The sequence below is a fragment of the Pseudomonas sp. CP4 genome, from assembly GCF_047758505.1.
GTDB lineage: Bacteria > Pseudomonadota > Gammaproteobacteria > Pseudomonadales > Pseudomonadaceae > Aquipseudomonas > Aquipseudomonas fluorescens_AO.
In genome coordinates this window covers 2,947,114-2,969,053 of the sequence record NZ_CP180489.1, presented here as the reverse complement: position 1 = coordinate 2,969,053, position 21,940 = coordinate 2,947,114, and the positions used below count along the sequence as shown (strand labels likewise).

At 60.0% G+C, this 21,940-nt stretch carries 28 protein-coding genes; 25 read left to right on the top strand and 3 right to left on the bottom strand.

Translation table 11 applies throughout. The features are described from left to right. Nucleotides 1-56: 56 nt before the first annotated feature. Nucleotides 57-908, bottom strand: coding sequence for a phage portal protein (locus ACMYUN_RS13195; protein WP_415763931.1), 852 nt, complete (start codon nt 906-908; stop codon nt 57-59). After that, nucleotides 847-2,904: a terminase large subunit domain-containing protein gene (locus tag ACMYUN_RS13190; protein ID WP_415763930.1), complete on the bottom strand. Its 2,058-nt coding sequence runs from the start codon at nt 2,902-2,904 to the stop codon at nt 847-849. The genes ACMYUN_RS13195 and ACMYUN_RS13190 overlap by 62 nt, the downstream gene beginning before the upstream one ends. 163 nt (nt 2,905-3,067) lie before the next feature. Here ACMYUN_RS13190 and ACMYUN_RS13185 point away from each other — a divergent pair, with 163 nt between their 5' ends. From ACMYUN_RS13185 to ACMYUN_RS13065, 25 genes are all read left to right on the top strand, one after another. Further along, complete coding sequence (locus ACMYUN_RS13185; RefSeq protein ID WP_415763929.1) at nt 3,068-3,982, top strand: GPO family capsid scaffolding protein; 915 nt, start codon at nt 3,068-3,070, stop codon at nt 3,980-3,982. A gap of 1 nt (nt 3,983) precedes the next feature. Beyond that, nucleotides 3,984-5,003 carry a phage major capsid protein, P2 family gene (locus ACMYUN_RS13180; RefSeq protein WP_401202363.1) on the top strand — a complete coding sequence of 340 codons (1,020 nt, stop codon included), beginning with the start codon at nt 3,984-3,986 and terminating at the stop codon, nt 5,001-5,003. Beyond that, nucleotides 5,000-5,725, top strand: a complete 726-nt coding sequence (gene gpM, locus ACMYUN_RS13175; RefSeq protein ID WP_415763928.1) for a phage terminase small subunit — start codon at nt 5,000-5,002, stop codon at nt 5,723-5,725. Before ACMYUN_RS13180 ends, gpM begins: the two co-directional genes overlap by 4 nt. A 97-nt stretch (nt 5,726-5,822) precedes the next feature. Then, on the top strand, nt 5,823-6,284 hold the full coding sequence (locus ACMYUN_RS13170; protein WP_415763972.1) for a head completion/stabilization protein: 462 nt from the start codon (nt 5,823-5,825) through the stop codon (nt 6,282-6,284). Continuing rightward, nucleotides 6,281-6,727: a phage tail protein gene (locus ACMYUN_RS13165; RefSeq protein WP_415763927.1), complete on the top strand. Its 447-nt coding sequence runs from the start codon at nt 6,281-6,283 to the stop codon at nt 6,725-6,727. The genes ACMYUN_RS13170 and ACMYUN_RS13165 overlap by 4 nt, the downstream gene beginning before the upstream one ends. Continuing rightward, nucleotides 6,714-7,397, top strand: a complete 684-nt coding sequence (locus ACMYUN_RS13160; protein ID WP_052966994.1) for a phage virion morphogenesis protein — start codon at nt 6,714-6,716, stop codon at nt 7,395-7,397. Before ACMYUN_RS13165 ends, ACMYUN_RS13160 begins: the two co-directional genes overlap by 14 nt. Before the next feature lie 11 nt (nt 7,398-7,408). Next, nucleotides 7,409-8,524 (top strand): DUF2586 domain-containing protein, encoded by a 1,116-nt coding sequence (locus tag ACMYUN_RS13155; protein WP_415763926.1) that lies wholly within the window; start codon nt 7,409-7,411, stop codon nt 8,522-8,524. 6 nt (nt 8,525-8,530) lie between these two features. Next, nucleotides 8,531-8,980 carry a DUF2597 family protein gene (locus ACMYUN_RS13150; RefSeq protein ID WP_105339661.1) on the top strand — a complete coding sequence of 150 codons (450 nt, stop codon included), beginning with the start codon at nt 8,531-8,533 and terminating at the stop codon, nt 8,978-8,980. Continuing rightward, entirely contained in the window at nt 8,980-9,192 is a 213-nt protein-coding gene (locus tag ACMYUN_RS13145) for a TraR/DksA family transcriptional regulator (protein WP_415763925.1), read from the top strand. The genes ACMYUN_RS13150 and ACMYUN_RS13145 overlap by 1 nt, the downstream gene beginning before the upstream one ends. Then, the gene (locus tag ACMYUN_RS13140; RefSeq protein ID WP_415763924.1) at nt 9,189-9,485 is read left to right on the top strand and encodes a hypothetical protein; all 297 of its coding nucleotides are present in this window, start codon (nt 9,189-9,191) and stop codon (nt 9,483-9,485) included. The genes ACMYUN_RS13145 and ACMYUN_RS13140 overlap by 4 nt, the downstream gene beginning before the upstream one ends. Next, nucleotides 9,482-10,015, top strand: a complete 534-nt coding sequence (locus tag ACMYUN_RS13135; protein ID WP_415763923.1) for a lysozyme — start codon at nt 9,482-9,484, stop codon at nt 10,013-10,015. The genes ACMYUN_RS13140 and ACMYUN_RS13135 overlap by 4 nt, the downstream gene beginning before the upstream one ends. Next, nucleotides 10,015-10,470, top strand: a complete 456-nt coding sequence (locus ACMYUN_RS13130) for a lysis system i-spanin subunit Rz (protein WP_415763922.1) — start codon at nt 10,015-10,017, stop codon at nt 10,468-10,470. Before ACMYUN_RS13135 ends, ACMYUN_RS13130 begins: the two co-directional genes overlap by 1 nt. A 42-nt stretch (nt 10,471-10,512) precedes the next feature. After that, a complete protein-coding gene (locus tag ACMYUN_RS13125; protein WP_415763921.1) occupies nt 10,513-10,806 on the top strand; it encodes a putative phage tail assembly chaperone in 294 nt (97 codons plus the stop codon). Nucleotides 10,807-10,829: 23 nt separating this feature from the next. Beyond that, nucleotides 10,830-10,970 carry a DUF6890 family protein gene (locus tag ACMYUN_RS13120; RefSeq protein ID WP_018929247.1) on the top strand — a complete coding sequence of 47 codons (141 nt, stop codon included), beginning with the start codon at nt 10,830-10,832 and terminating at the stop codon, nt 10,968-10,970. Between the two features lie 7 nt (nt 10,971-10,977). After that, the gene (locus ACMYUN_RS13115; RefSeq protein ID WP_415763920.1) at nt 10,978-12,966 is read left to right on the top strand and encodes a phage tail tape measure protein; all 1,989 of its coding nucleotides are present in this window, start codon (nt 10,978-10,980) and stop codon (nt 12,964-12,966) included. Beyond that, nucleotides 12,963-13,280, top strand: coding sequence for a DUF2590 family protein (locus ACMYUN_RS13110; protein ID WP_123462064.1), 318 nt, complete (start codon nt 12,963-12,965; stop codon nt 13,278-13,280). Before ACMYUN_RS13115 ends, ACMYUN_RS13110 begins: the two co-directional genes overlap by 4 nt. Then, nucleotides 13,277-14,452, top strand: a complete 1,176-nt coding sequence (locus ACMYUN_RS13105) for a baseplate J/gp47 family protein (RefSeq protein ID WP_415763919.1) — start codon at nt 13,277-13,279, stop codon at nt 14,450-14,452. The genes ACMYUN_RS13110 and ACMYUN_RS13105 overlap by 4 nt, the downstream gene beginning before the upstream one ends. Continuing rightward, nucleotides 14,445-14,969, top strand: coding sequence for a phage tail protein (locus tag ACMYUN_RS13100; protein ID WP_123462068.1), 525 nt, complete (start codon nt 14,445-14,447; stop codon nt 14,967-14,969). Before ACMYUN_RS13105 ends, ACMYUN_RS13100 begins: the two co-directional genes overlap by 8 nt. Nucleotides 14,970-14,980: 11 nt before the next feature. Beyond that, nucleotides 14,981-16,846 (top strand): phage tail protein, encoded by a 1,866-nt coding sequence (locus ACMYUN_RS13095; RefSeq protein ID WP_415763918.1) that lies wholly within the window; start codon nt 14,981-14,983, stop codon nt 16,844-16,846. 11 nt (nt 16,847-16,857) lie between these two features. Beyond that, nucleotides 16,858-17,550, top strand: coding sequence for a hypothetical protein (locus ACMYUN_RS13090; RefSeq protein ID WP_415763917.1), 693 nt, complete (start codon nt 16,858-16,860; stop codon nt 17,548-17,550). Beyond that, on the top strand, nt 17,547-18,470 hold the full coding sequence (locus tag ACMYUN_RS13085) for a hypothetical protein (protein ID WP_415763916.1): 924 nt from the start codon (nt 17,547-17,549) through the stop codon (nt 18,468-18,470). The genes ACMYUN_RS13090 and ACMYUN_RS13085 overlap by 4 nt, the downstream gene beginning before the upstream one ends. Beyond that, on the top strand, nt 18,467-19,003 hold the full coding sequence (locus tag ACMYUN_RS13080; protein ID WP_415763915.1) for a DNA-binding protein: 537 nt from the start codon (nt 18,467-18,469) through the stop codon (nt 19,001-19,003). The genes ACMYUN_RS13085 and ACMYUN_RS13080 overlap by 4 nt, the downstream gene beginning before the upstream one ends. Next, nucleotides 19,000-19,692 (top strand): hypothetical protein, encoded by a 693-nt coding sequence (locus ACMYUN_RS13075; RefSeq protein ID WP_415763914.1) that lies wholly within the window; start codon nt 19,000-19,002, stop codon nt 19,690-19,692. The genes ACMYUN_RS13080 and ACMYUN_RS13075 overlap by 4 nt, the downstream gene beginning before the upstream one ends. Then, nucleotides 19,677-20,654 carry a hypothetical protein gene (locus ACMYUN_RS13070; RefSeq protein ID WP_415763913.1) on the top strand — a complete coding sequence of 326 codons (978 nt, stop codon included), beginning with the start codon at nt 19,677-19,679 and terminating at the stop codon, nt 20,652-20,654. Before ACMYUN_RS13075 ends, ACMYUN_RS13070 begins: the two co-directional genes overlap by 16 nt. A 45-nt stretch (nt 20,655-20,699) precedes the next feature. Next, entirely contained in the window at nt 20,700-21,599 is a 900-nt protein-coding gene (locus tag ACMYUN_RS13065) for a hypothetical protein (RefSeq protein ID WP_415763912.1), read from the top strand. A gap of 36 nt (nt 21,600-21,635) precedes the next feature. Here the strand turns inward: ACMYUN_RS13065 and ACMYUN_RS13060 are convergent, their stop codons facing one another. Beyond that, on the bottom strand, nt 21,636-21,932 hold the full coding sequence (locus ACMYUN_RS13060) for a hypothetical protein (protein ID WP_415763911.1): 297 nt from the start codon (nt 21,930-21,932) through the stop codon (nt 21,636-21,638). Nucleotides 21,933-21,940 lie beyond the last annotated feature (8 nt).

Genomic DNA, 21,940 nt, shown 5'->3' with positions numbered 1-21,940 from the left:
CCCCAAGGAAGCCAATCGCCATCAGTTTGCCATATTTTGTAGTGGCAATCTCTTAGCTAGGCAACGGATGCGGGAGAATCAACTGGCTCGATTGCTTCTCGCCAGTTGATTCGCCTATCTGGTCGTAAAGTTTCGTTGACCTGATTGAACAGCTGACAGATCGGCCGGATCTCGTTGCTGGTGTAAACCCGGTCAATCTTTTCGATGTCGCCAAAACCACCGCTGTTTTCCGGAATGATGCCGGCAAGCGCGGGGTTCATACGCCAGGCAGCGATCACGTCATTGCGGGTGATGTTCTTCACTTTTTCCAGCTCGTCTTTGGCCTGAAAATCCCCCACAGGGATGATCTGAATCGCGTTCTCTTTGCCGTTGGGAATGTTGACGAACATCGATCGGAAGTTGCCCACGCCCTTGCTGGAGCTGATCTGCGCGCGCAGATTGTCCTCGTCCTCCTCGGTCAGATCTGGGTCGTTGGTGTAGAAGATGTAACCGGCGTGTGCCCCGTTGCTGTAGTAGCGCCGGCGAAACAGAGTGGCAGCTTCGTTGAGCAGCAGCGCCTGCATGCCGCCGAGATAGTCCGGCACACCGTAGATGTTCTGTTCCACGTCGTAGTCCAGGACGTGCTCGATCTCGTCCTGGTCGAAGTCCATGAACTTGTTGTCGGGCAGCAGCATCCGAAAGCCACCGTCGACCTTGATCCGCATGTTGATCGCTGCCAAGTGCTGCAGCTCCAGAACTTGGCCGAAGGCGTTGGTATCGCGGTAGAAGAAGGCTTCGCCGAACACCATGTAATCCAGCCCAGCACAGCCCATCGTGCGAGCGCTGCAGCCGGCCGAGGGAATCAGCTCACGCAACAGCAGGTTGCGCTTGAACTTGGGAATGGCGCCGTGGTGCGCGTTGGCGCGCAACAGTTTGGCCAGACCCGGCCGCGACACCGGCGGCTTGTAAATCTCGCCGTCGTCGCTGAGAAACACGCCCAGGTACTCGCCGATGTTGCCCGACAGCACCTGCTCGGGTTCGCCGAACGTAAACGCCCGCATGGGCTGTTGCTGTTGCGCCTGCTGGTTGACCGGGCGATTTCTGCGTCGATGCTTGGGCATTGTTTCCACTCGTGACGTAGCGGCTACGACGCCGCTTGTTGGTGTTCAAAGGTTCGTTGGCCAGGGCGTGCATGACTGCCCACGCGATGTCGGCGTGGCCGGTCGCGTCGGTGCGCGAAGCGCTGTAGGTGACCTGGCCGCTGTTGGTGGTGCCGCGCTTGATGGTCAGGAACGCCTGGGCGATATCGGTCCAGCCGGCATCCCACTCAATACGGCTGCCTTGGATCGTGTCCTGCGCTTTGAGCACAAGGGCGTTCTTCGCCTCGAGGCTGTAATGGATCGGCGTTGCTTTCGCGTAGAAGTCGCGTACCAGGTCGAATACGCCGTAGCCCACGCCGGTGACATCGATGCCGATGTGCTGGACGTTGAAGCGCTCGGTCAGCTTCTTGACCTGAGCGGCCTGGTAGGTGAACGAGTGGCCACGCCAGCTGTGCTTCTCCAGGATCCTGAATTTCGCGCCAGGCTCGAGCGGCGGGGCGATGACAACGCACGTCGCGTCGTCGCGGGTCCGGCTTGGGTCGTAACCCAGCCAGACCGGGCTGTTGCCGAATGGTCTGTCCTCGTCAGGCTTGTAGTCCTCCCACAACGACAGGTCGGAGTAGCAGCGCTCCAGATCCTTGAGGCCGAACGCGCTCTGCGTGCTGTCGATGAACTTGCAGTAAAAGAGCTGCTGGAATTTGTCCTCGTCGTACTCGAGCTGCAGCTGCTCGAGGTCGAACAGATCACAGCCGCCGTCGATCGCATCCTGAATGGTGATCGTCTTGCGCCACTGACCATCCGGACACAACGCGCCCTGCGTGTACGCCGCCTCGATCGGCCAGGTGCCGCCGATTTTTTTCCCGCGCTTGCTGTTGCGGAATTCTTCGCCGGTCCAGAACGGGTACGCCTGATGCGACACAGCGCTGGGCGTCGAGAAATAGGTCTTGCGCCATTTTTTGTGGGTGCCCATGGCGCTGGCCACAGTGCTGAGTTTTTCGAAGTCGCGAATCCAGAAATATTCGTCGACGTAGACGTGACCGTGGTAGCCCTGGGCGGTGCTGCTGTTGGTGCTGAGAAAGCGCAGTTCGGCACCGTTGCTCAGCACGATCGGGTTGCCGGTCAGCTCAATGTCGAACCATTGCTTGGCGAACTGGATGATGTAGCTGCGGAAGATCTCGGATTGCGATCGGCTGGCGGACAGGAACACCTGGTTGTCGCCGCTCAGTACCGCGTCCATGAACGCTTCGCCGGCGAAGTAGTAGGTCAGGCCCACCTGCCGGCTTTTGAGGATGTTACGGATCCGGCAGGTCAGCGGGTTCTGCTTGGCCGCGAACAGCTCCTGCTGGTAGCGGTACATTTTGCTGATGAACTTATCCAGGAAGTCGACTTCGGTCAGCCCGCTGATGTCGTTCTTGGCCTTCTTCTCTTTCTTCTTGCCCCTGTCTTCGCCACGCCCGGAACGTTCGCCACGAGGTCGCTGGCGAGGTTCCGAGGCGCCGCCCGGATCGTCTCCGATCGATGCCGCCGCCGGTGCCGGTTTGGCCGCTTGCTTTAGCAGTCGTTCACGCACGGCGGTCAGCCGGTCGAGTTCGTTTAGATCGTCCTTGGAAAGGCTGCCGACCTTGTCCAGCAGCAAGGTGATACGCCGGCCAACAGCGGTCAGCGGTTCCTCGTCCGACAGCATGTCCTCCCACCCACCCTGGCGGATCCAGTAGTAGACGATCCGGATGTTGGGCAGGTTGAGTTGCGCCTGAATTTCCTTGGCCTTACAGCGGCGCAGAAACAGGCGTTTGGCGGCTTCTTTAACTTCGGTCGAGTAGTACATGGGCCGCAGTCTATGCGGCGAAAACAGCGAAAACGCGGGGTTAAATTCTGCGATAAACCTAGATTCGTCATCTAGGAGAAACGCGCAATTGAACCGTTTGTTAGGGGGCGTTTTGCTCCATATCTTGGCGGCTCAAACCACCGATTGAGCGCAGTCATCGCCCATGCCCCGTTCCCTTGTTTCATTCTGGAAACGTGTCGCCACCAGCGGCACCACCGCCGATGGTCGCGAGATCCTTCCCCAGGAACTGCGCGATATCGCCGAGACCTACAAGCCGTCCAAATACACGGCTGTGATCTGGTGCGACCACGAACGCTGGAGCGGTTCACACGGCACCGTTTACGCGGTGCGTCTCGTGGAAGAGGGCGATGACCTGGAAGAAGGGCAGATTGCCCTTGAAGCCCAGCTCAAGCCGAACGATCGGTTGCTGTACCTGAATGACCAGGGCCAGAAACTGTTCACCAGCATCGAGATCACCCCGAATTTCGCCGGCAGCGGGAAAGCCTACCTGACCGGTCTGGCCGTCACTGACGAGCCAGCCAGCCTCGGCACCCAGGAACTCTACTTTTCCCGAAAAACCAACCAGACCGCGTATTACGCCGCCTCGGTTGAGTTGGGTTCCCTACGTGACAGCCAGCCGCAAGGCGAACTGCAGAAGCTGATCACCGCGTTTACGGGGTTGTTCAAGCGCTTCGGTATCGAAGAAATCCCCGCAAACCCGCCATCCCTCACAGAGAGCAAACCCCCAATGGATGAAGCTACAGCCAAGGCTATTCAAGCCCTGATTGAGCAGCAGTTGATCGTGACTGCTGGTCTGCAGGCACTCGTCGACGGTTTCGCTGAAGTAGTGCCCGAGATCGAGCAGGAGCCTGTCGACGATGTGCAAAGCGCTGTCGACGTGATCATTGCTACCGCTGAGGAAGAAAAGAACCTCAGTCGCAATTCCGGCAACAAGGCTGTTTTGGCCAGTCTGGAAAAACTGCAAAAGCAGTTCTCCGCGCTGCAGAACACCCCAACCGGCCGTCAGCTGCCACGCAACCCCGGTCCTGTAACCACTGCCAAAAAGCGGGTGCTCTGACATGGGCCAGCCACTGAGCGCCAAGGGCGCCAAGCAATATGCCGATCTGCAGGAAGCGATGGCGGAAACTTACGGCATTGAACGCGCCAGTAAGACCTTCAGCGTTGAACCGTCGATCGCGCAAGAGCTGAACGATTCGATCACCGCCAAGGCCGACTTCCTGGAGCGAATCAACGTTGTTCCGGTCAGCGAGATCAAGGGTGAGAAGGTGTTCATCGGTGTCAACGGCCCGGTGACCGGCCGAACCAACACCAAGACGACCGATCGCGAAGCGAAGGATGCTTCGGCGCTGGAAAACACCACCTACGAACTGAGCGACACCCAGTCCGATGTGGGTCTGCCGTACGCCAAGATCGACGCCTGGGCGAAGTTTCCGGATTTCCAGGATCGCTATTCGGGTGCTGTGCAAAAGCGCATCGCTCAGGACCGTATCGTGATTGGTTTTCACGGGACGCACGCGGCAACCCAAACCGATTTGGCGGCGAACCCCAAGCTGCAGGATGTGAACAAGGGCTGGCTGCAGCAACTGCGTGAGCAGGCCCCGCAGCAAGTGCTCAAAGAAGGCGCTGCCGCCGGCAAGGTCACGCTCGGCGCCGGCGGCGACTACGCCAATCTCGATGCCCTGGTGCATGACACCAAGCAAATGGTCGACGAGATCCTGCGCGAGGACGGCGACCTGGTGGCGATCATCGGTTCCGACCTGTTGGCCGCTGACAAGGCCAAGCTGTACACCAAGCAGGGCGACACCCCGACCGAGAAAGAGCGAATCGAAAACCTGCAGGTCATCGCGACCTACGGCGGTTTGCCTTCGTTCAGCGTGCCGAACTTCCCGGTCAACGCCGTGCTGGTCACCAGCTGGGATAACTTGTCGATCTACTTCCAGGACTCCAGCTGGCGCAAGCAGGCGGTCGACAACCCGAAACGCTCCCGCGTCGAGGACTACAACAGCCGCAACGAAGGTTACGTGATCGAGCAACTGGAGAAGATCGCGCTGACCGAGAACGTGGAGCTTGTGGCGTGAGCCTGGCCCTGGCGCACAAGCGTCGCACGTTGGCTTTGGGTGTAACCGCTGCCGCCGCCGCTCTGTCGAGCTCGGTCATTGCGTACACACCGGCCGACGCGCTGAGCAGTCCCGCGAATGCTCGCAAGCATTTGATGCTGCAGGAAGCGGCGTTGGATCAGGATTTGGCGCGCATCAGTGCCATCAACGGTCTCGCCGGTCGCCAGGCGCTGAAGCGCGAGGAGTTGCTGCCCAAGTACCAGGAATACGTTCAGCGCTACTGCGAGTCGGGGCTGAATTTCCCCAATCGCGTTGCAGTGCAAGTCATGGTCTGGCTGTTCGACACCGCCCAGTTCGATGACGCCCTGGAACTGGCGGACTTCCTGATCGAGCAAGGGCAGGAAATGCCGGAGCGCTTCAAACGTCGCGATATCCCGACCTTCGTGGCTGACGCTGTGTGCGAGTGGGCCTATGCCGAATACAAGGCAAACCGCAGTCCAGAACCCTACCTCTCTGACCTGCTCCCGCTGGTCGACGGCAAGTGGAACCTGACGGAGCAGATCCCGAGCAAGTACCACAAGTTGATCGGTATGCGCGCCATCGAGGCTGGCGATCTGGAGATCGCGCTGAAGCACTTGGAGCGTTCGACCGAGCTGTATGCCCAGGCGGGCAATGACACACGCATCGAAAAGGTCCGCAAGGCCCTGACCAAAAAAGCGGCCGCTAACCCGGCTTCCGAATAATCGACTACCCCCCCAGCGGGGACCTGTGGAAGTGAGCCGCCCATTTATGGACCGTCCCACTGAAAACAGGCTCCCCGCCCTATTCGAGTGGCCAGCAATGAGCTTTTCCGGGAAACCCACCACCTTTGTGGAACAGGCGATCGAGAACGACGGCTTTTGGCCGGACCTTTCCGTGACCGAGTTTCAGAAGGGGTACCGCCTGCCGGCGGAGCACCTGGTAGAGATGCTGGTCATCAACCTGGCTACGGCCATGGCCCAGGTCAATCGTGACTTGGGCAGTTTAAAAGCGCGCTGGCAGGCCGCTGGAGTGTCACGCGTTGAATCTGCAGACACCACGGTCCTGCCGGAGCGCACCTTTCAAGCTGAGACGTACAAGCGCGCCGTGTATTGCCGTGCCAAGGCCAGCTTGCTGCCGGAGTTTGCCTCGGTCATTCGACGCGAAAGTGCCGAGAGCCTGGGTAAGGAAGCGCCAGAGCGCAAGGAAACGTTCCTGGAGTTCAGCCAGCAAGCAGTTCGATCGCTGCAGGGCCGTAGCCGCATCACGGCGGCACTCCTGTGATCAAACTCCGCGCTTTGACGACGCATCTGATCGAGCGCCGCCTGGTCGAGCCCGAGCAGCTGGACAGCTGGACTGACCAGGTGAACCTCGAGCTGATCTGGAAACCCGACGTCGGCGGCATGCGCATGGGTGACATGCGCTACAGCGCCACGATCGCGCTGGAGCGTTTCGCCGATCACCCGGGGCGCCTGATGGCACTGGTCGGCAGCTGGCTGGAGAACAACGATCAGGATCGCGACGAACTGCCGGCAGCGAAGTTCGACATCACCATGCTCGACAGCGATCTGGCCGACGTCGACATCGCCCTGGAGTTCATCGAGCCGCAGTACCTGGCAGAGGATCCAGAAGGCGAAATCGAGGCTTACGGCAAGACCTGGTCGTTTGTCCCGTTTGACCTGTGGATCGCCGAACACGGCGAAGTGTCGAGCCGTGGCCGGGCGTAGCACTTTCGAGCTCGATGCCCGGGGTTACCTGGGCGTGCGTGAGCAGTTGGCGCTGCTGAGTCTTCCGCCCCAGCTGCGCCGGCGATTGCTGAACAACGTCTCCAAGCGCGTGCGATCGATGAGCCGCAAACGCGTACGCGATCAGCAGAACCTGGACGGGTCGCCGTTCGAAGCGCGCAAGGGCTCTGGCAAGGGCAAGAAAAAGATGGAGGCGGGTCTGGCCAAGCTGATGCAGGTCACCCGCGTGAGCCCCGACGAAGCGGTGCTGGGTTGGAAGAACGCCCTGACCAGTTGGGTCGCAGCCCAGCAGCACAACGGCGTCAGTGAGCGCCGCACCGCCGCGCAGATGAAGCGATGGAACAAGGTGCCGGATGGCCTGGCAGCGACTGAAAAGCAGGCAAAGCGTTTGCGTCGTCTGGGTTTCAAGGTTCGTCAGGAGGGCAAGAAGTCGCTGACCAGGCCGTCCGTGGCTTGGATTCAGGAGCATGTGAACTACGCCAAAGCGGGGCTGCTGATCCGCATCTTGGACGACGAAAAAGCCGAAGGCAGCGGCGCGCAGAGCTGGGAAATCACCTTGCCCAAGCGCCAGTTCATCGGCGTCAGCACTGAACGAGACACCGGCTTGCTGCTGAACCAGGTGCTCCAACAAATTCTTAATTCACCCCGCTAGCGAGGCACTGCATGGCACTCGGCAAAGTCAGCGTTAACAACCTCAATCTCGGCCAAGGTGCCGTGACCGAGATCGAACGCTATTTCCTTTTCATCGGCACCGCCGCCAAAAACGTCGGTCAGGTGCTCGCTCTCAACACTGACAGCGACCTGGACAACGCGCTGGGAATTCCCTCCAGCGACCTGAAAACCCAGATCACCGCTGCGCGCTTGAATGGCGGCGATCGCTGGGCGTGCCTGGCCGCTCCGATCGCAGCAGACGGTGAGTGGTGCGAAGCGCTGGAAAACGCCCAGCAAAAAGGGTTCTCGGTGGAAGCGGTGGTTATCACCAAGCCGGTAACGCAGGGCGCGCAGCTGTCGCTCATGCATAACGCGGCGATCGCGCTGAACAACACCTTTGGCCGCCGTGCTTTCGTCATGGCGGCGAGTGCCGGCATTGCCGCTCAACAGGCGTGGGCTGAATACCTGATCGAGCAGAAGACGATCACGGCCGACTTGGCGGCGCCGCGTGTCCTGGTGGTGCCGCAACTTCACGGCAATGACTTGGGCGTGTTGGCTGGTCGACTGGCCAACGCCGCTGTGAGCATCGCCGACAGCCCCATGCGAGTGGCCTCCGGCGCTGTGTTGGGGCTCGGCCCGATCCCTGTCGACAAGGATGGGGTGCCGCTACCGTCTGCGATCCGCGCCGAGCTGGATAAGGCTCGCTTCTCTGTGTCCCAAACCTACCCCGATTACCCAGGCGTGTTCTGGGGCGACGGCAACATGCTCGATGCGCCGGCCAGTGACTTTCAAGTGGTCGAGCACCTGCGATTGGCCGACAAGGCGGCTCGCCAAGTCCGCCCGTTGTTGATTCGCCGTGTCGGTGATCGCCGGCTGAACAACACGCCCAACAGCGTGGCCGCTGCGATCAGCGCGTTCATGAAACCGCTGCGCCAGATGGCCAAGTCTACAACCTTCGCCGGCGAAGTGTTCCCGGGTGAGATCGAGTCCCCGAAAGACGGCGACATCGTCCTGACCTGGACCAGCAAAACCAAGGTTGAGATCTACATCAAGATCCGGCCGCTCAACTGCCCGAAAGACCTGACCGCGAACATTGCCCTGGATCTTTCCAGCGACGATTCGGAGTAACCCCCTATGTCCCGTATTGGCGGTAAAAATTTCGACATCAACCTCGGCGATCTGCAGGTGCATGTCGAAAGCTGCACCCTGGATATCACCGACAACACCGCCGTGGCGCAAACCCGTGGCGTCCCGAATGGCCACGTCGATGGCGACGTGGCAGCCAGCGGCGAGTTCGAATTCGACACCAGCAACTTCAACCTGCTGATCGAGGCTGCACGCTCTGCGGGCAGCTTCCGGCAGCTGGAGCCTTTCGACTCGGTGTTCTTCGCCAAGGCCGGCGAGGAAGAGCTGCGCATCGAGGCCTTCGGCTGCAAGTTGAAGGTGTCCAGCCTGCTCAGTGTCGACCCGAAAGGCGGCGAGAAGTCCAAGCACAAGGTGCCGTTCGAGGTCACCAGTCCAGACTTCATCCGCGTCAACGGCGTTCCATACCTGGCTGCGGCCGAGATCGAGGGTCTGCGCTGATGGTTTGCCCGTTCGACCGCGCCCAAGCCCTGGAGCAACGCCAGCGCGAACAGGCGATCGCCGCCCAGCTGGCCCGCACGCGGCCGATCGGGCCCAGCCTGACCCACTGTGAAGACTGCGACCAACCAATCCCGGAAAAACGCCAAGCGCTGGGCGGCATGACCCGCTGTGTGCCGTGCCAATCCCTCGCCGAACAAGGACAGCGCCGATGACCCTTCGCGCCAAGCCCAAAACCAGTTTGGAAAGTCGCTTCGCCGTGCTTGAGCACCGTGTAGGTGACCTCGAGGAGCGCCATGAAACTGTGCCGACGCGTGTCACGCGGTTGGAGGGCGAGTTTGAACACATGGCCGTCCAGCTCTCGGATTTGAACGACGGCCAGCGTGAGCTGACCGCGACCGTGTCCGACATCGGTATCAAGGTCACCCGGATGCTCGCTGTGCTGACCGTACTGGGCGTAGTTGCGCAGATGGTCGGTCCTGCTCTCCTGCGGATCCTGTTCCCATGAGCCTGCGCAACAAGATCGCCGCCGGCGCGCTTGTGCTGGCCAGCGCGCCCCTGCTTGCATTCCTCGGCAAGTGGGAAGGCAACGGTCAGAACGTTGTCTACGCCGACAAACTGGCCCGAGGTCTGCCGACCGTCTGCAAGGGCATCACTCGTTACACCAGCCCTTACCCGCTGGTCGTAGGTGACTACTGGTCGTCGGTACGTTGCGCCGAGGTGGAGCAGCTGGTGGTCGAGATGGGCCAGCTGGCTCTGGCTGACTGCCTGAGCAATCCGGCGGTCGGACAATCGACCTTCGACGCCTTGAGCAGCCACAGCCACAACTTCGGCGTGCCCAGCACCTGCGCCAGTCGTGCTGTCGGCCTGATCAATACGGGCCGCATTGCCGAAGGCTGCAAGGCGCTGGCCTGGGCGTCAGATGGCAAAACACCTGTTTGGTCGTCGGTCACCGATGCCCACGGCCGCAAGCAATTTGTACCTGGGCTGCACGCTCGCCGGCGAGCGGAAGCGGCAATGTGCGCGGAGGGCCTGTGATGCTCCGCGAGATCCTGTTCCCGCTGCTGGTGTGCCTGGCTGCATTCGTGGGCTTCCAGATCCTCGAAGGCCAGCGCGACACCGCCCGCGCGGAACGCGACGCCGCCGAGTACGAAGCCAGCGGTCTGCGGGAAGCCGCCCGAATCAGCGGCGAAATGATCGCCGCGCGCGACGGCATCGACCGTCACCGCACTAAGGAACTGACCGATGCACGCGCTCAAATCGACACTCTGCGCCTTGATGTTGCCGATGGCCGTCGGCGGTTGCTCTTCAACGCCACCTGCAGCACCAACACGCCAAACGCCACCGGCGCCGGCGGCGTGGCTGATGCAGGCGCCGCCGAACTCGCAGCAGACGCTCGATCGGATTATTTCGCCCTCAGAGATCAGCTTGCCCTCAGCAAGCAAATGATCCTGGGCCTGCAGGACTACGTCGGCCAGGTGTGCCTGCGCTGACTTGATTCACCCCTTCAACCCACCACTACAACGGACACGAACATGAGCCAGATGCAATCCCGCGACATCACCCTGGAAGTCGGCGACAAAGAATTCGCTTTCACCCTCTCGCCCCAGGACGTCACCAAGTATTTCAACGCCATGACCGCCAACAACAAGGTGGCGCCGTCTTTCAACCTGCTGAGCAGCACCGTGCTGCCGGCGCAGAAGGCTGAACTGCGCGAGCTGATGGCCAACCCGGTGATGACGATGCAGATCGCCGGCGCGCTCCTCGAGGAGTACGCCCCTGACGTCGAGATCATCGTAAAAAAGCCCTTGAGCACGCTGACCGCCTGACCGAGGACGGTCTGGGCCAGTTGATGGCCCTGACCAACCGTTGGCTACCTGGTGCCGAGCCCAGCATCGAAAACATGGGCACGGCCAAGTGGCTGGAAGACGAACATTGGAAGCGCATGGAATTTGCCGTGGCCAACGGCATTGCCCATGCGCTGAACGGATAGGACACACATGGCCGACCGTAGCGCCCGCCTGGACTTCATCCTGGCCCTGACCGACAAGGTCACCGCACCACTGGGCAAGGTGAAGATGGGCTTTTCCGAACTAACCGACCAAAGCGAAAAGAACATCAAAACGATGGGCATGGGCTTGGCCGGTGTGACGGGCGCTTTCGTCGGTATCAACGAATCGCTGCAGCCAGCGCTGGAAATGAACCGCGCCCTGGGCGAGGTCAAATCCTTGGGCGTGGCCGAGGACGCGCTGACATCTCTGAATCAGAAGGCCCTGGATTTCTCGGTGAACTATGGCGAGAACGCCCGGGACTTTGTCTCATCGGCGTACACCATCGAGGGCGCTATCAAGGGCCTGACTGGCAGCCAGTTGGCCACCTTCACCAACACCAGCAACCTGCTGGCCAAGGCGACCAAATCCGACGCCGAGACGATGGGTGCCTACGTGGGCACGATGTACAACCTGTTCAAAGGCCAGGCCGATGCCATGGGCAAAGGTGAATGGGTTGAAAAGCTTGGCGGCCAGACCGCGTTGGCGGTGCAGCTGTTCCGAACCGATGGCGCCCAGCTCAAGGACGCCTTCAAGGAAGTCGGCTCGATCGCTACCGCCGCCGGCGTGGACATCGCCGAGCAGTTCGCGGTGATTGGCTCGCTGAGCAGCACCATGGAAGGCGGCGATGCCGGCGGCCGTTACAAGGCGTTCTTCGAGAACCTGGGCGCCGCCTCCGAAAAAATGGGAATGAAGTTCACCGACTCCAACGGCAAGGCGTTGCCCATGCTGCAGATCATGGAAAAGCTGCAGGGCAAGCTCGGCGATCTGACCAGTGCGTCGGCCAACACCAAACTGATGGAGGCGTTTGGCGGTGAGGGCGCGCAGGTCATCACGTCTTTGGCCAAGGACACCGATCGCCTGCGCAACGGCATGGATAAGCTGGGCAAGGTGCGCGGCCTCGAGGACGCCGAGAACATGGCCAAAGCCATGGTGGACCCGTGGCAACAATTTGCGGCAGCGGTCGAAGCGTTGCGCATTGCTTTCGGTCAGGCGCTGATCCCGATCCTGACGCCGCTGATGGCCAAGCTTTCGGGCATTGCCGGCACCATGACCCGCTGGACTCAGATGTTCCCGAATATCACCCGCGTGATCGGCATTGTGTCACTGACGATTCTGGCGCTCATCGCTGCCATGTCATTGCTGACCTTTGCCGTCGGTGCCTGCCGTATGGCGTGGCTCGCCATGGTCACCGTGTGGAAAGTGGTGCAACTGCTCAATCTTCGAGCCGTGGGCGGCTTCCTCCTGCAGGTGGCGGTCATCGCGCTGTATGTCGCCGGCCTCACCATCCTTTACACCACGATGGCTTTGATTCGCGGCGCGATGATGCTGTGGCAAGGCGCGATCTGGCTCGTCAACGCGGCCATGTTGGCCAACCCGGTCGTGTGGCTCGTCATTGGCGTCATGGCCCTGATCGCGGCTGTGGTCGCCGCCGTTGTGTATTGGGACGAGTGGACGGCCGCGCTGATGAACAGCGAAGCGTTCAAATGGGTCAGCGACCAGCTCACCGCGCTGTCCGAGTGGTTTGCCTCGATGGGCGGCTGGAGCGGCATGGCCAAGGCCGCGTGGGACGGCATCGTCGCGATCTTTCACAAGGCGATCAACAGCCTGATCGAGATGCTGAACAAGATCCCAGGCGTCGACATCGAGACAAAGTTCGGCGCCATGCCGGAGGTGCCGGGTACCGATATCGGCGTCAACAACGCGGACGCGTCCGCAGCAGCACAGAAAGCCCAGCAGACAATTAACGCGGCCATCCCAAGCATGTCGCCGGTGCGGCCCAATGCCGTGCCGCCCGGTGGGTTGCTGACCAGCATTCAGAACAACAACAGCAGCAGCCAGAACAAGGGCACTCATGTGGAGACGCTGAACATCAACACTGCCAAAGCGATGACCCCGCTGGAGCTGGAAAACATGATGAGCATGGCGGTACCGGGATGAGCGAATACATCGACCTGCTGATCCACGACAACGACCTGGTTCTGGATCTCTCCCGCCAGCCGCAACTGATCGATGACCGAGCCAGCATCGCCCAGGACATCGCGCACATGATCCGCGACAGCGGCTTGCTGGTGACGTTGGTCGCCGAGCGCGATCGGCTTAGACAGCGCGATTGCATTCAGCAGTTGGAGCTGTTGGTGGAAGCGGACGAACGCCTGGTACCCGGTACCGCGCTGATCACCCAGCTGGAGCCAGGGCAGTTCCTGGTAACGGCTACCACCCTGAAGTTCGGCACGATCGAGGTAACGCTGTGAGCGACGTAGATTTCAAAAAAGCGTTGGCAGACGCCGGCATTCCGACTACGGAGGATGGCCTACGCCGAGCGTGGGAGGCTGAGGTAGTCGCCCAGGGCAGCAAACTGAGCAACACCAGTACCTGGTCCCCGTTTTGGCGCGTGGTCACCGCCCTGGTGACCAAGCCGGTGATCTGGATCCTGGACTTTCTGATCGCCACGGTTCTGCCGAACTTCTTTGTGAAAACCGCCGTCGATGCTTGGCTCGATATGCTGGCTTGGGGCGTGAACGTCGAGCGCAAGGGTGCGAGCAAGGCCACGGGTTTTTTGCTGTTCACTCGCGTAGCGCCGGGCGGCGCCCTCGAGGTCGCAAAAGGCACCGTTGTGCAGTCGGCCGCGATCAATGGTCATGTGTATCAACTGATCACCACGGCGGTCGGCACCTTCACTGACGGAATGATGCAGCTGCTAATCCCGGTCGAAGCGGTGGACGTCGGCAGTGGTTTCAATCTGGCACCTGGGTATTACGCCGTGTTGCCGGTCCCGATTCCAGGTATTGCCCAGGTCGTCAACGCTGACGGCTGGCTGACGACGCCAGGCGCGGACAAAGAACCCAACGACGAGCTGCGCCTGCGCGTGCGCAACCAGTTTTCAGCGGTCAACCAATGGCACACCGATGCAGTGTATCGAGCGATGATTTCCGCCTTCCCGGGCGTGCGGCCGGACGGCGTCTATTTCGAACACGGCGCCCCGCGTGGCCCCGGCAGCGCGAATGCATTTGTGTTGTTCGATGCGGACGTGCCGGCGGCGACCTATCTGGCTCAGATCAATGCTCACATTCGCGACCTGGGCAACCATGGCCACGGTGACGATCTGCTGGTGATGGTCATGCCCGAAACGCAGCACGACGTGCGTATCACGCTCTGGCCGCGCTCGACCTTGACCGTCGCCCAGCGTGAAACCCTGCGCGAGGAAACTGCACTGTTCATTCGTGCTGCGTTTCGCGAGAGCACGACCGGCGATTACCAGCCGACTCTGACTTATCCACAGTCGCGATTTTCCTTCAGTCGTCTGGGAGAAGAACTGCACCAGCAGTTCCCTGGCATTGAGTCGTTGCACTTCGATAATGACGACATCATTTCAGAGCTGAACATCCCTCGGATCCAGAGCCTGCAGGTGCTGAGCAATGATTAAGCTCGATCTGAAATTCTGGCTGGCCGGTACCGAGTTGACCAAGCTCAAGAACGCGGCCCAGAGCTGGTGGGAAAAGGTCGAGGGCTGGCTGCACTGGCCGTTGATGCAGATGGATGCTGACACCTGCCATCTGACCATGCTCGACCTGCTCGCTTGGCAGCGCGACATCACCCGCTTCAAGGGGGAGCCAGAGGCGCTTTACCGCTTGCGCGTGAAATACGCCTTTATCAATGCCGTGGACGCCGGCAGCACCGCCGGCATGAAACGCATCCTGCAGCGCCTCGGCGTCGGTTATGTCGAGATCGAGGAGCGCATGCCCGATCGGGATTGGGACGTGGTGCTGCTGCGATTCTCCGACACCCAACTGTCGCAAAACCCCGAGTTGCTTCGGGTGCTGATTCAACAGTACGGCCGCACCTGCCGCCGTTACGACTTCGTGACCATTACGCCGGTGCCGTTCGGTATCGCCCTGGTCGATTTCAACGATGACCAGCAGACCCTGGTCGCCAGCCTTTAGGAGCGCCCTCAATGGGAGCCAGTATTACCCTTGCCGGCGAAAGCCTGATCGCGCAGAAACATGCGGCGTTGCAACCGCTAAAGGTTGTGCGGTTCATCTACGCCCATGTCCCGAATCTGGACGTTAACGGTCCTGTCGACCGCGCTGCCCCCAAGCCGGTGGCGAACCAGATCGTCTATGCCTACGACATCCCGAAGGAGCATGCCGGCTATGTGAATCCGAACCAGGTCGTCTACAGCTCGCAGATCGGGTCTGACGTCGGCGACTGGGATTTCAACTGGATCGGCCTTGAAACAGACGAAGGTGTGCTGTTCGCGGTGTCCTACGTGCCGCTGCAGATCAAGCGCCGCAACATTCCGCCGTTGCAGATCGGCAACAACCTCACCCGTAACTTTCTCGTCGCGTTCGACGGCGCCCAAGCGCTGACCGGGATCACCATCGATGCCAGCACCTGGCAGCACGACTTCACTGTGCGCCTGGTCGGCATCGATGAGCGTGAGCGGCTGAGCAATCGCGATACCTTCGGTCGTGCGTGTTTCTTCGGAAGCGCGCTGCAGGTGGAGAAAGTCGGCGGCACCTATCAGCTCAAACCCGGCGGCGCGTACATTGAAGGTATCCGTCTGGTCCGATCAGGTGCTACGCCGATCGTGCCTCCGGGGTTCCCGACTACGGTCTGGCTGGACATCGCGCTGCAGCGAGAACTGAGCGACGTCATCGCGCAATGTTCTGTCGTGTTCGGTGAAAGTCGGGCTGATTACACCGACAGCGCCGGCGTTCGGCATTACTGCGTTCCGATTGCAGATCTGCCAAATACCAATTCCGTGATTGATCGTCGCCCTGTGGAGCCGATCACCGGCCCGCTGGTGACTCACTTCGCGGCGCGTGTCGGTGACTATCCGGATTTGCGCGCCAGAGCGACCACCAAAGACGACGTGGACCTGGGCAGCCTGCCCAACGCGAAAAGCGACAGCCTGGTACTGGATGACAGCGAAAGCTTGGCCACCTCCAAGGCTGTCGCGCGGTTGTGGAAGTCGATCTGCGTGCAAGTGACCCACACGGCGGCCAACAGAGTGTTGACCGCTGCCGAGCGTGGGCTGGTCATCGTGGACGCCGGCGCCGATGCCAGAACGATCACACTGCCTGTTTCGAATGCTGAATTGGGTGTCGTCGATTTTATCGTGCGTCGGGCTGACAACTCCGGCAACCGCGTTGTGGTCCAGGCCTCCGGAAACAACCGCATCAAATTCCACACTCATCTGAATCCTGAGGGCTATCGCTTCCTGGTGCTGATGGGCGGCGGCGACTGGTGGCATTTGCGCAGTGACGGCGCGGGTTATTGGTGGCCGGTAGGCCGGCACGATCCGACCACCTTGGGACGTGTTGTATTCGAGTCAACCACATTATTTATGCCTGGGGGCTATGGACCCCTCAACGGCGGGTTGTTCAACCGTGCCGAGTGGCCTTGGTTATGGGACCACGCTGCGCTCTCGAGTTTGTTGTCGCTTGAAGCGAATCGGTATGGCTACGAAGGCGGATGGACGACGGGGGACGGGGTCTCTACTTTTCGTGGTCCTGAGGCGCGTGCGCAGTTCATTCGAGTGCTCGACGAAGCCAAAGGGATGGACTACGGGCGTCCACCTGGTTCCTCTCAGGTCGACACCATGCAAAACATCACCGGTGGCATCGCCGAGACCGGCACGTCGCTACAAACCGGCTACGGCGCGTTCGCCGTCGGCACTTCTGGCAGTGGTTATTGGACGGGGCCGACCAGTTATGGCACCGATATTTTTACCTTTGATGCCTCGCGAGTCGTTCGAACCTCGAACGAAACCCGGCCGACCAACATTGCCTATCCCGGCCGTATCAAACTCATTTGAAGGAGTCCGACGTGGGAGCTATTTACCTTTATGACATCGCTGGAGCCCTTGAGGGACCTGCTGTTCTGGCGGAGATCCCGGGCTTGGGGATGCAGATGCCAAGCAATGCCATCGAGTTACCTGCTGAACTGAAAGAGCCAGCCGAAGGCTTTGTATGGGCTCTGATCGACGGTGCAGTCGTGCAGATGGCTGACCACAGGGGACTGGTCTATCGGACTGACGATGGCGGTCAGGTGCAACACACGGCACTTGGTCCGCTGCCTGAAGGGCTGGCAGACACTCCCAAGCCGTCACCGGCACACCACTGGCAAGACGGGAAATGGGTACAGAGCGCCGCTTATCTTCATGCTCGCAAAACCGCCGAAATCAACCGGGCGTGTGAGCTGAGCATCACTGGCGGTTTCACCTCCTCGGCCTTGGGGACGGCACATCAGTACGACAGCGCGATTGATGATCAGCTGTATCTCATCAGCGTGATGCAGGGCGAGGGCGGCAGCGTTTACCCCTGCCGAGGTGCCGCCGGCACAAAAGAATTCCAGCAGCACAGCGCCGCTCAGGTACGGCAATTGGGCAATGACTTTAACCAGTTCCGACTCTCTCGACTGCAGCAGGCGAACACGCTGAAAGCTCGCCTTGACCAAGCATTGGCCGCTGGCGATACCGCGACCATTGAAGCTGTGACCTGGGAGGAACCCGGGCTATGACATGGTCGCCGGTGACGATGCGCTGGCCCGAGCAAGCCACGCAATGGATGGGCGAGCTTACCGCCGCGAAGGATCTGGCCGGCGCCGAGCTGGCCAGCACGGCGCAACGTCTGGCGAGTCTCGACGGCATGGCCAGCACCAACCCGGGCCCGGTCGGCGGTGCTGCAAAAAATGCCATTGCAGCCGGCCGCGCTGCATTGGCCGAGCAAATGGGAGAGGCGCCCGCGTGCCTGGTGGTGACACCGTTTCAAAGCGGTATTGGTCAAGGACGCGGCAACCAGCGCTTTCTGTCTGCACCGAACCTGCTGCAGCAGCTGGCGGGCAAACTGATTGATGGTTCTGACGTCGGGCGTCCATCCGGACAGCAGTACGCGCTTTCACTGATGTTTGTCAGCACGAGCTTTGCCCAGTTGGCAGCGACGCTTTCTCGCTTCAATACGCTGATGCCCATTCCCGACCTGGTGCGCGCCGAACGTCGGGCCGGGCACTTGGCGACCTTGGAAACTGAGAAATGGGACATTCCCAGTTCCGGCCCTTTGCCGCTCTGGCGATCGCTGCCGCTCGAGCGCTGCACGTTGTTGAAGGCGGCGAAGCAGACGATGTCCGGTCAGTTGGCAGTTCTGGAGAGCTATGCGGCCGACAGCTCGCCAATGAGTGACTTGGCAGCGCTGGCCACGCGCAAGGCTGCTCAGCAGCAAGGCCGCGACGAGCAACTGGATGCTCTGAAAGCATTGCTTGCCGGCGGATCTGCCGACAGCAGCATGCGTGCGCGGCTCGTTGGTCCAGGTGACGTCAACGAGCTGCGTCGATCGCTCCTCGAGGGCGAAGCCCCAGGGCACGAATGGGTGCTGTCTGCAGGTGTGTTGCTGGTTGGTTCGCTGGAAGGCTTGAGCTTTGTCCGGGAGCTGGTCGGCCTATGACGCTATTACTCGACGGCGAGCAGGTCATGGGCAAGAACCTCAAGATCACAGCCAATCTTCGTATCGAAGCCGATGACATGTCAGGGCAAACCAGTAACACCGACACCGCACACAAGGGTTTCAAACCGAAGACCTTGGCCGTGACGCTGATGATCCCCTTTGTCGATAGCGCGCAGTTGCGCACGCTCATGCGCCTTGCGGAAGCGACTGCCGGCGGTGGCCAGCTCAAGATGTACCGCATCGTGAATGACACCGCCGCCGCGTTTGGCATTCGCGAGGTGCAGTTCTCGGACGGCGTAAGTGCTCGTGAGGCCGACACGCAAGCCGCCTGGTTGGTCCAGTTCACGTTGTCAGAGAAGGCTTCTAACCCGGAAAAGGTGGAGCAACGCCGTGCCGCCAATGGTGTAAGCGCACAGTCAGCGCCTGGCCAGGCGGTGGGAGGGTCGGCCAATGCCGCCGGTTCCGATCAGGAGCTGAGTGGTTTTGAAAAGACGCTTAAGAAGCTCGATGACTACCTGGCGCCGCAAGCATGAAGCTGCATAAGGTTCTGACGATCGCTGGCCAAGTTTACCCGTTGATCAAAGACGAAGTACGTCTGGACATCAAAAGCCCCGGCCGAGCGACGTTCACGGTCAACGCGGGCGCGCCGCTGACAGGGCTGGTGACACTGGATATCGGCTACAACGAGCGCACGCTGCAGCGGCATTTTCTTGGCTACGTTGAGCGATCCACGGCCGCCAACAGCACGCAGCAATTGGTGGCCTGTCGGGAGCTGTCCGCGATCTTGGCCAACCCTATGCCGCTGAATCTGCGTCACGTCGACCTGCAGGCGGTGTTGGCCGAGATCAGCGACAAAACCGGGCTGGGCTTTCGAGTTCCGGACGCGGCTTATGCCAAGGTCAAGGCACCGTATTTCTACAGCCTGGCAGCGGGCTATCTGGCCATGGATAGCCTGGCCAGCGTGTTCAACGTTCCGGACTTCATCTGGCAGCAGCAGGGAGACGGCGAAGTGTTTGTGGGCAGTTGGGCCGACAGCTTTTTCGGGACCCGCGCTGCGCTGCAACTGCCCGTCGAACTCTTCGACGGCTACCAAGGCAATCAGAGCGCGATGATCGCGCCCCTTCCAGGGCTTCGACCAGGTGCAACCATCAACCAGGGCGAGCGGGTCACCAGCGTGACCCTTGCCGGCAATCAAATGGCGATCAAATGGACGACGCAATAAAGCGCAGCGTAGCGCGCCAATTTCCCGAGCTGAGCGGTGGCTACCACCTGCCGCGTTTTGGCCGCGTGGTCGCGGTACCGGATGCGCCGGCCGCGCCCGGGCTGTGTGACGACTTCCGGCCGCGCTTCGGCGTCGATGTCGAAGTGCTGCTCGCCGATGGCGAGCCCGACCCGGATCTGCCGATTCTCACCGGCCTGCCATTGCCGGCGCCGATGGGTGGACAAGAAGCTGGCATGTTTGGCTTTCCGGAAGAGGGCACCACCGTCGTGATCAGCTTCGCCTACGGCCTGCCACACAAGCCGTTCATCACGCAGATCCTGCCACACGGTCTGAGCCTGCCGCGCGTACCAAAAGGTGATCAGGTATGGCAACACAGCGAAGCCTGTCAGCAGCGCGTCGACGCCGATGGCAACTGGTTTCGTCAGACGGATGGGAAGATCCAGGACAAGGCGATCGAGCGCGAAGTTGAAGCCCTGGACAACACCGAGGCCTTCCAGAATCACACCAGGACAGTGGACGATCATTCGACTGAGTCAGTGGGTGGCATCAAGAAGATCGAAGCCCTGGGCGCGCTCAAACTTCTGTCGGGCGGAACCGCGAGTCTGGCGGCAGTGGATGATCTGCACCAGGCAACCGGCCGGGATCTGAATCTGGTTGTGGGGCAAAAGCACAACGCCACGGTGGGCGGCGATATGCAGGAACGGATTGAAGGTTTGAAAAGGAGTGTTTCGGGAAGAAGTCAACGCTTTGAGTCGCCCAAAACGTGGCTAGGCTCCACCGATCTCAATGTTTTGAAAGTGTTGTGCGATTTGCTAGAGATTGTCGAGAAGATGAATGCGCAATTAGCCGCCCATACACATTTGCCCGGCCCTTCGCCTTCGCCAGCAGACGCAGCAGCCTTCACCGCCGGTGCAAAACATTCAGCTTTGCTTTTCACCAATCTTAAAGCTATAACAATGTGACAAGTAACTTTGGTTTCCGTGGAAACCTGAACGGAGCTGGAAAATATGGAAAAAGACTCGAAGGAACTACAGTCCCTCAAAAGCCCTGAAGAAGAGTTAGCCTTCGAAGTGCTTGAAAAATCAAAAAAAGAGTACTCCATTTATTCGCAGTTTAGAATTCCAGCGTTGGAAGCACTGTCCGATTCCATCAAAGATTTTCAAGATAAGATCAGCAAAATTAGCCAGCAATTCCTCCCCCCCGATTTAAGCGGAATGTCTTTTTTAACTGAAACCTTCAGCCATATGAAGCGCGCCAATGAGATACGCGCCGAGAAATATCCAGCACTTTCATCCAATCTTGCGGAAGCCGCATCATACAGCTGGTTTGCGAGCGTATTGATGGATTTTCGATCCTACGAGGAATTATCCTTTGTAACTGACGGTGTAGAGGCTGACAAACGCCAAGAGGTGATAGAAGCGGCCTATGCGGAAAAATACAGAGAGCTTTTTCCTTACTTACTCAACAAAGTTGTATCTATGTTTCCCGCAAGAGCGTTTGCAATTGCTCCTGCCGGCGCTGCACATGAAAGGGGAGAGTATGCGCTATCTGTTCCGGTATTTTTTTCCCAAGCCGAGGGGATACTGCGGGATATAACTTTCAGCGAATTATTCAGCGAAAGAAAATCGCCCATAACAAAATACGCCAGACAGCAAAGAGCGCTAATACCCACTGGGGAACACTGGCTAAACCTTTCGGACGATGCAATTTGGGCGCAACTGAGCGGAGATCTTCCAATTGGTTGGGGGCAAAAACTCCGGATTGACAATTCTTATACCGGCCTAAACAGGAACACCACCTTACATGGCATCGATATCCACTACGCCAGTGAGATAAATAGCCTCAAAGCATTTTCGCTCCTTTGCCATATCGCGGGTATCGCGGAATGGCAAGCTGAAGAAGAATGAAGTTGGGGGCATTGCCCCCATTTCCTTAAGTCTGCGTTATTCCAGTCGGCACCACCAAGATTGCGCATAGGCGCAGCCGTCGATGTACTCAATTCCACTCAACACGAAACCGGTTACTGCCATCCCTGCTAGGGTAGCGTCGAGCAGGGGGGGCAGGGGATCTGGATCGAGTGGCATTCCTATGTCAACGCGGGCTACATTTGCTGCCCGGCCTAATTCATGGCAGTTAGTGGAGTTGACCATGACATTACCCCGGATCGCGCGATAGCGGCGCCGCTCCTTCGGATCTAGGGCGACACCACGTAGGCGCATAGGCGTGACCAGTACTTGCATGCTGCCCC

Excerpts from the sequence above, each read along its gene's own strand:
- ACMYUN_RS13190 (WP_415763930.1), bottom strand. The coding sequence starts at position 2,904 with ATGTACTACTCGACCGAAGTTAAAGAAGCCGCCAAACGCCTGTTTCTG.
- ACMYUN_RS13185 (WP_415763929.1), top strand. The coding sequence starts at position 3,068 with ATGCCCCGTTCCCTTGTTTCATTCTGGAAACGTGTCGCCACCAGCGGC.
- ACMYUN_RS13180 (WP_401202363.1), top strand. The coding sequence starts at position 3,984 with ATGGGCCAGCCACTGAGCGCCAAGGGCGCCAAGCAATATGCCGATCTG.
- ACMYUN_RS13170 (WP_415763972.1), top strand. The coding sequence starts at position 5,823 with ATGAGCTTTTCCGGGAAACCCACCACCTTTGTGGAACAGGCGATCGAG.
- ACMYUN_RS13155 (WP_415763926.1), top strand. The coding sequence starts at position 7,409 with ATGGCACTCGGCAAAGTCAGCGTTAACAACCTCAATCTCGGCCAAGGT.
- ACMYUN_RS13150 (WP_105339661.1), top strand. The coding sequence starts at position 8,531 with ATGTCCCGTATTGGCGGTAAAAATTTCGACATCAACCTCGGCGATCTG.
- ACMYUN_RS13145 (WP_415763925.1), top strand. The coding sequence starts at position 8,980 with ATGGTTTGCCCGTTCGACCGCGCCCAAGCCCTGGAGCAACGCCAGCGC.
- ACMYUN_RS13140 (WP_415763924.1), top strand. The coding sequence starts at position 9,189 with ATGACCCTTCGCGCCAAGCCCAAAACCAGTTTGGAAAGTCGCTTCGCC.
- ACMYUN_RS13135 (WP_415763923.1), top strand. The coding sequence starts at position 9,482 with ATGAGCCTGCGCAACAAGATCGCCGCCGGCGCGCTTGTGCTGGCCAGC.
- ACMYUN_RS13130 (WP_415763922.1), top strand. The coding sequence starts at position 10,015 with ATGCTCCGCGAGATCCTGTTCCCGCTGCTGGTGTGCCTGGCTGCATTC.
- ACMYUN_RS13125 (WP_415763921.1), top strand. The coding sequence starts at position 10,513 with ATGAGCCAGATGCAATCCCGCGACATCACCCTGGAAGTCGGCGACAAA.
- ACMYUN_RS13120 (WP_018929247.1), top strand. The coding sequence starts at position 10,830 with ATGGCCCTGACCAACCGTTGGCTACCTGGTGCCGAGCCCAGCATCGAA.
- ACMYUN_RS13115 (WP_415763920.1), top strand. The coding sequence starts at position 10,978 with ATGGCCGACCGTAGCGCCCGCCTGGACTTCATCCTGGCCCTGACCGAC.
- ACMYUN_RS13110 (WP_123462064.1), top strand. The coding sequence starts at position 12,963 with ATGAGCGAATACATCGACCTGCTGATCCACGACAACGACCTGGTTCTG.
- ACMYUN_RS13100 (WP_123462068.1), top strand. The coding sequence starts at position 14,445 with ATGATTAAGCTCGATCTGAAATTCTGGCTGGCCGGTACCGAGTTGACC.
- ACMYUN_RS13095 (WP_415763918.1), top strand. The coding sequence starts at position 14,981 with ATGGGAGCCAGTATTACCCTTGCCGGCGAAAGCCTGATCGCGCAGAAA.
- ACMYUN_RS13085 (WP_415763916.1), top strand. The coding sequence starts at position 17,547 with ATGACATGGTCGCCGGTGACGATGCGCTGGCCCGAGCAAGCCACGCAA.
- ACMYUN_RS13080 (WP_415763915.1), top strand. The coding sequence starts at position 18,467 with ATGACGCTATTACTCGACGGCGAGCAGGTCATGGGCAAGAACCTCAAG.
- ACMYUN_RS13075 (WP_415763914.1), top strand. The coding sequence starts at position 19,000 with ATGAAGCTGCATAAGGTTCTGACGATCGCTGGCCAAGTTTACCCGTTG.
- ACMYUN_RS13070 (WP_415763913.1), top strand. The coding sequence starts at position 19,677 with ATGGACGACGCAATAAAGCGCAGCGTAGCGCGCCAATTTCCCGAGCTG.
- ACMYUN_RS13065 (WP_415763912.1), top strand. The coding sequence starts at position 20,700 with ATGGAAAAAGACTCGAAGGAACTACAGTCCCTCAAAAGCCCTGAAGAA.
- ACMYUN_RS13060 (WP_415763911.1), bottom strand. The coding sequence starts at position 21,932 with ATGCAAGTACTGGTCACGCCTATGCGCCTACGTGGTGTCGCCCTAGAT.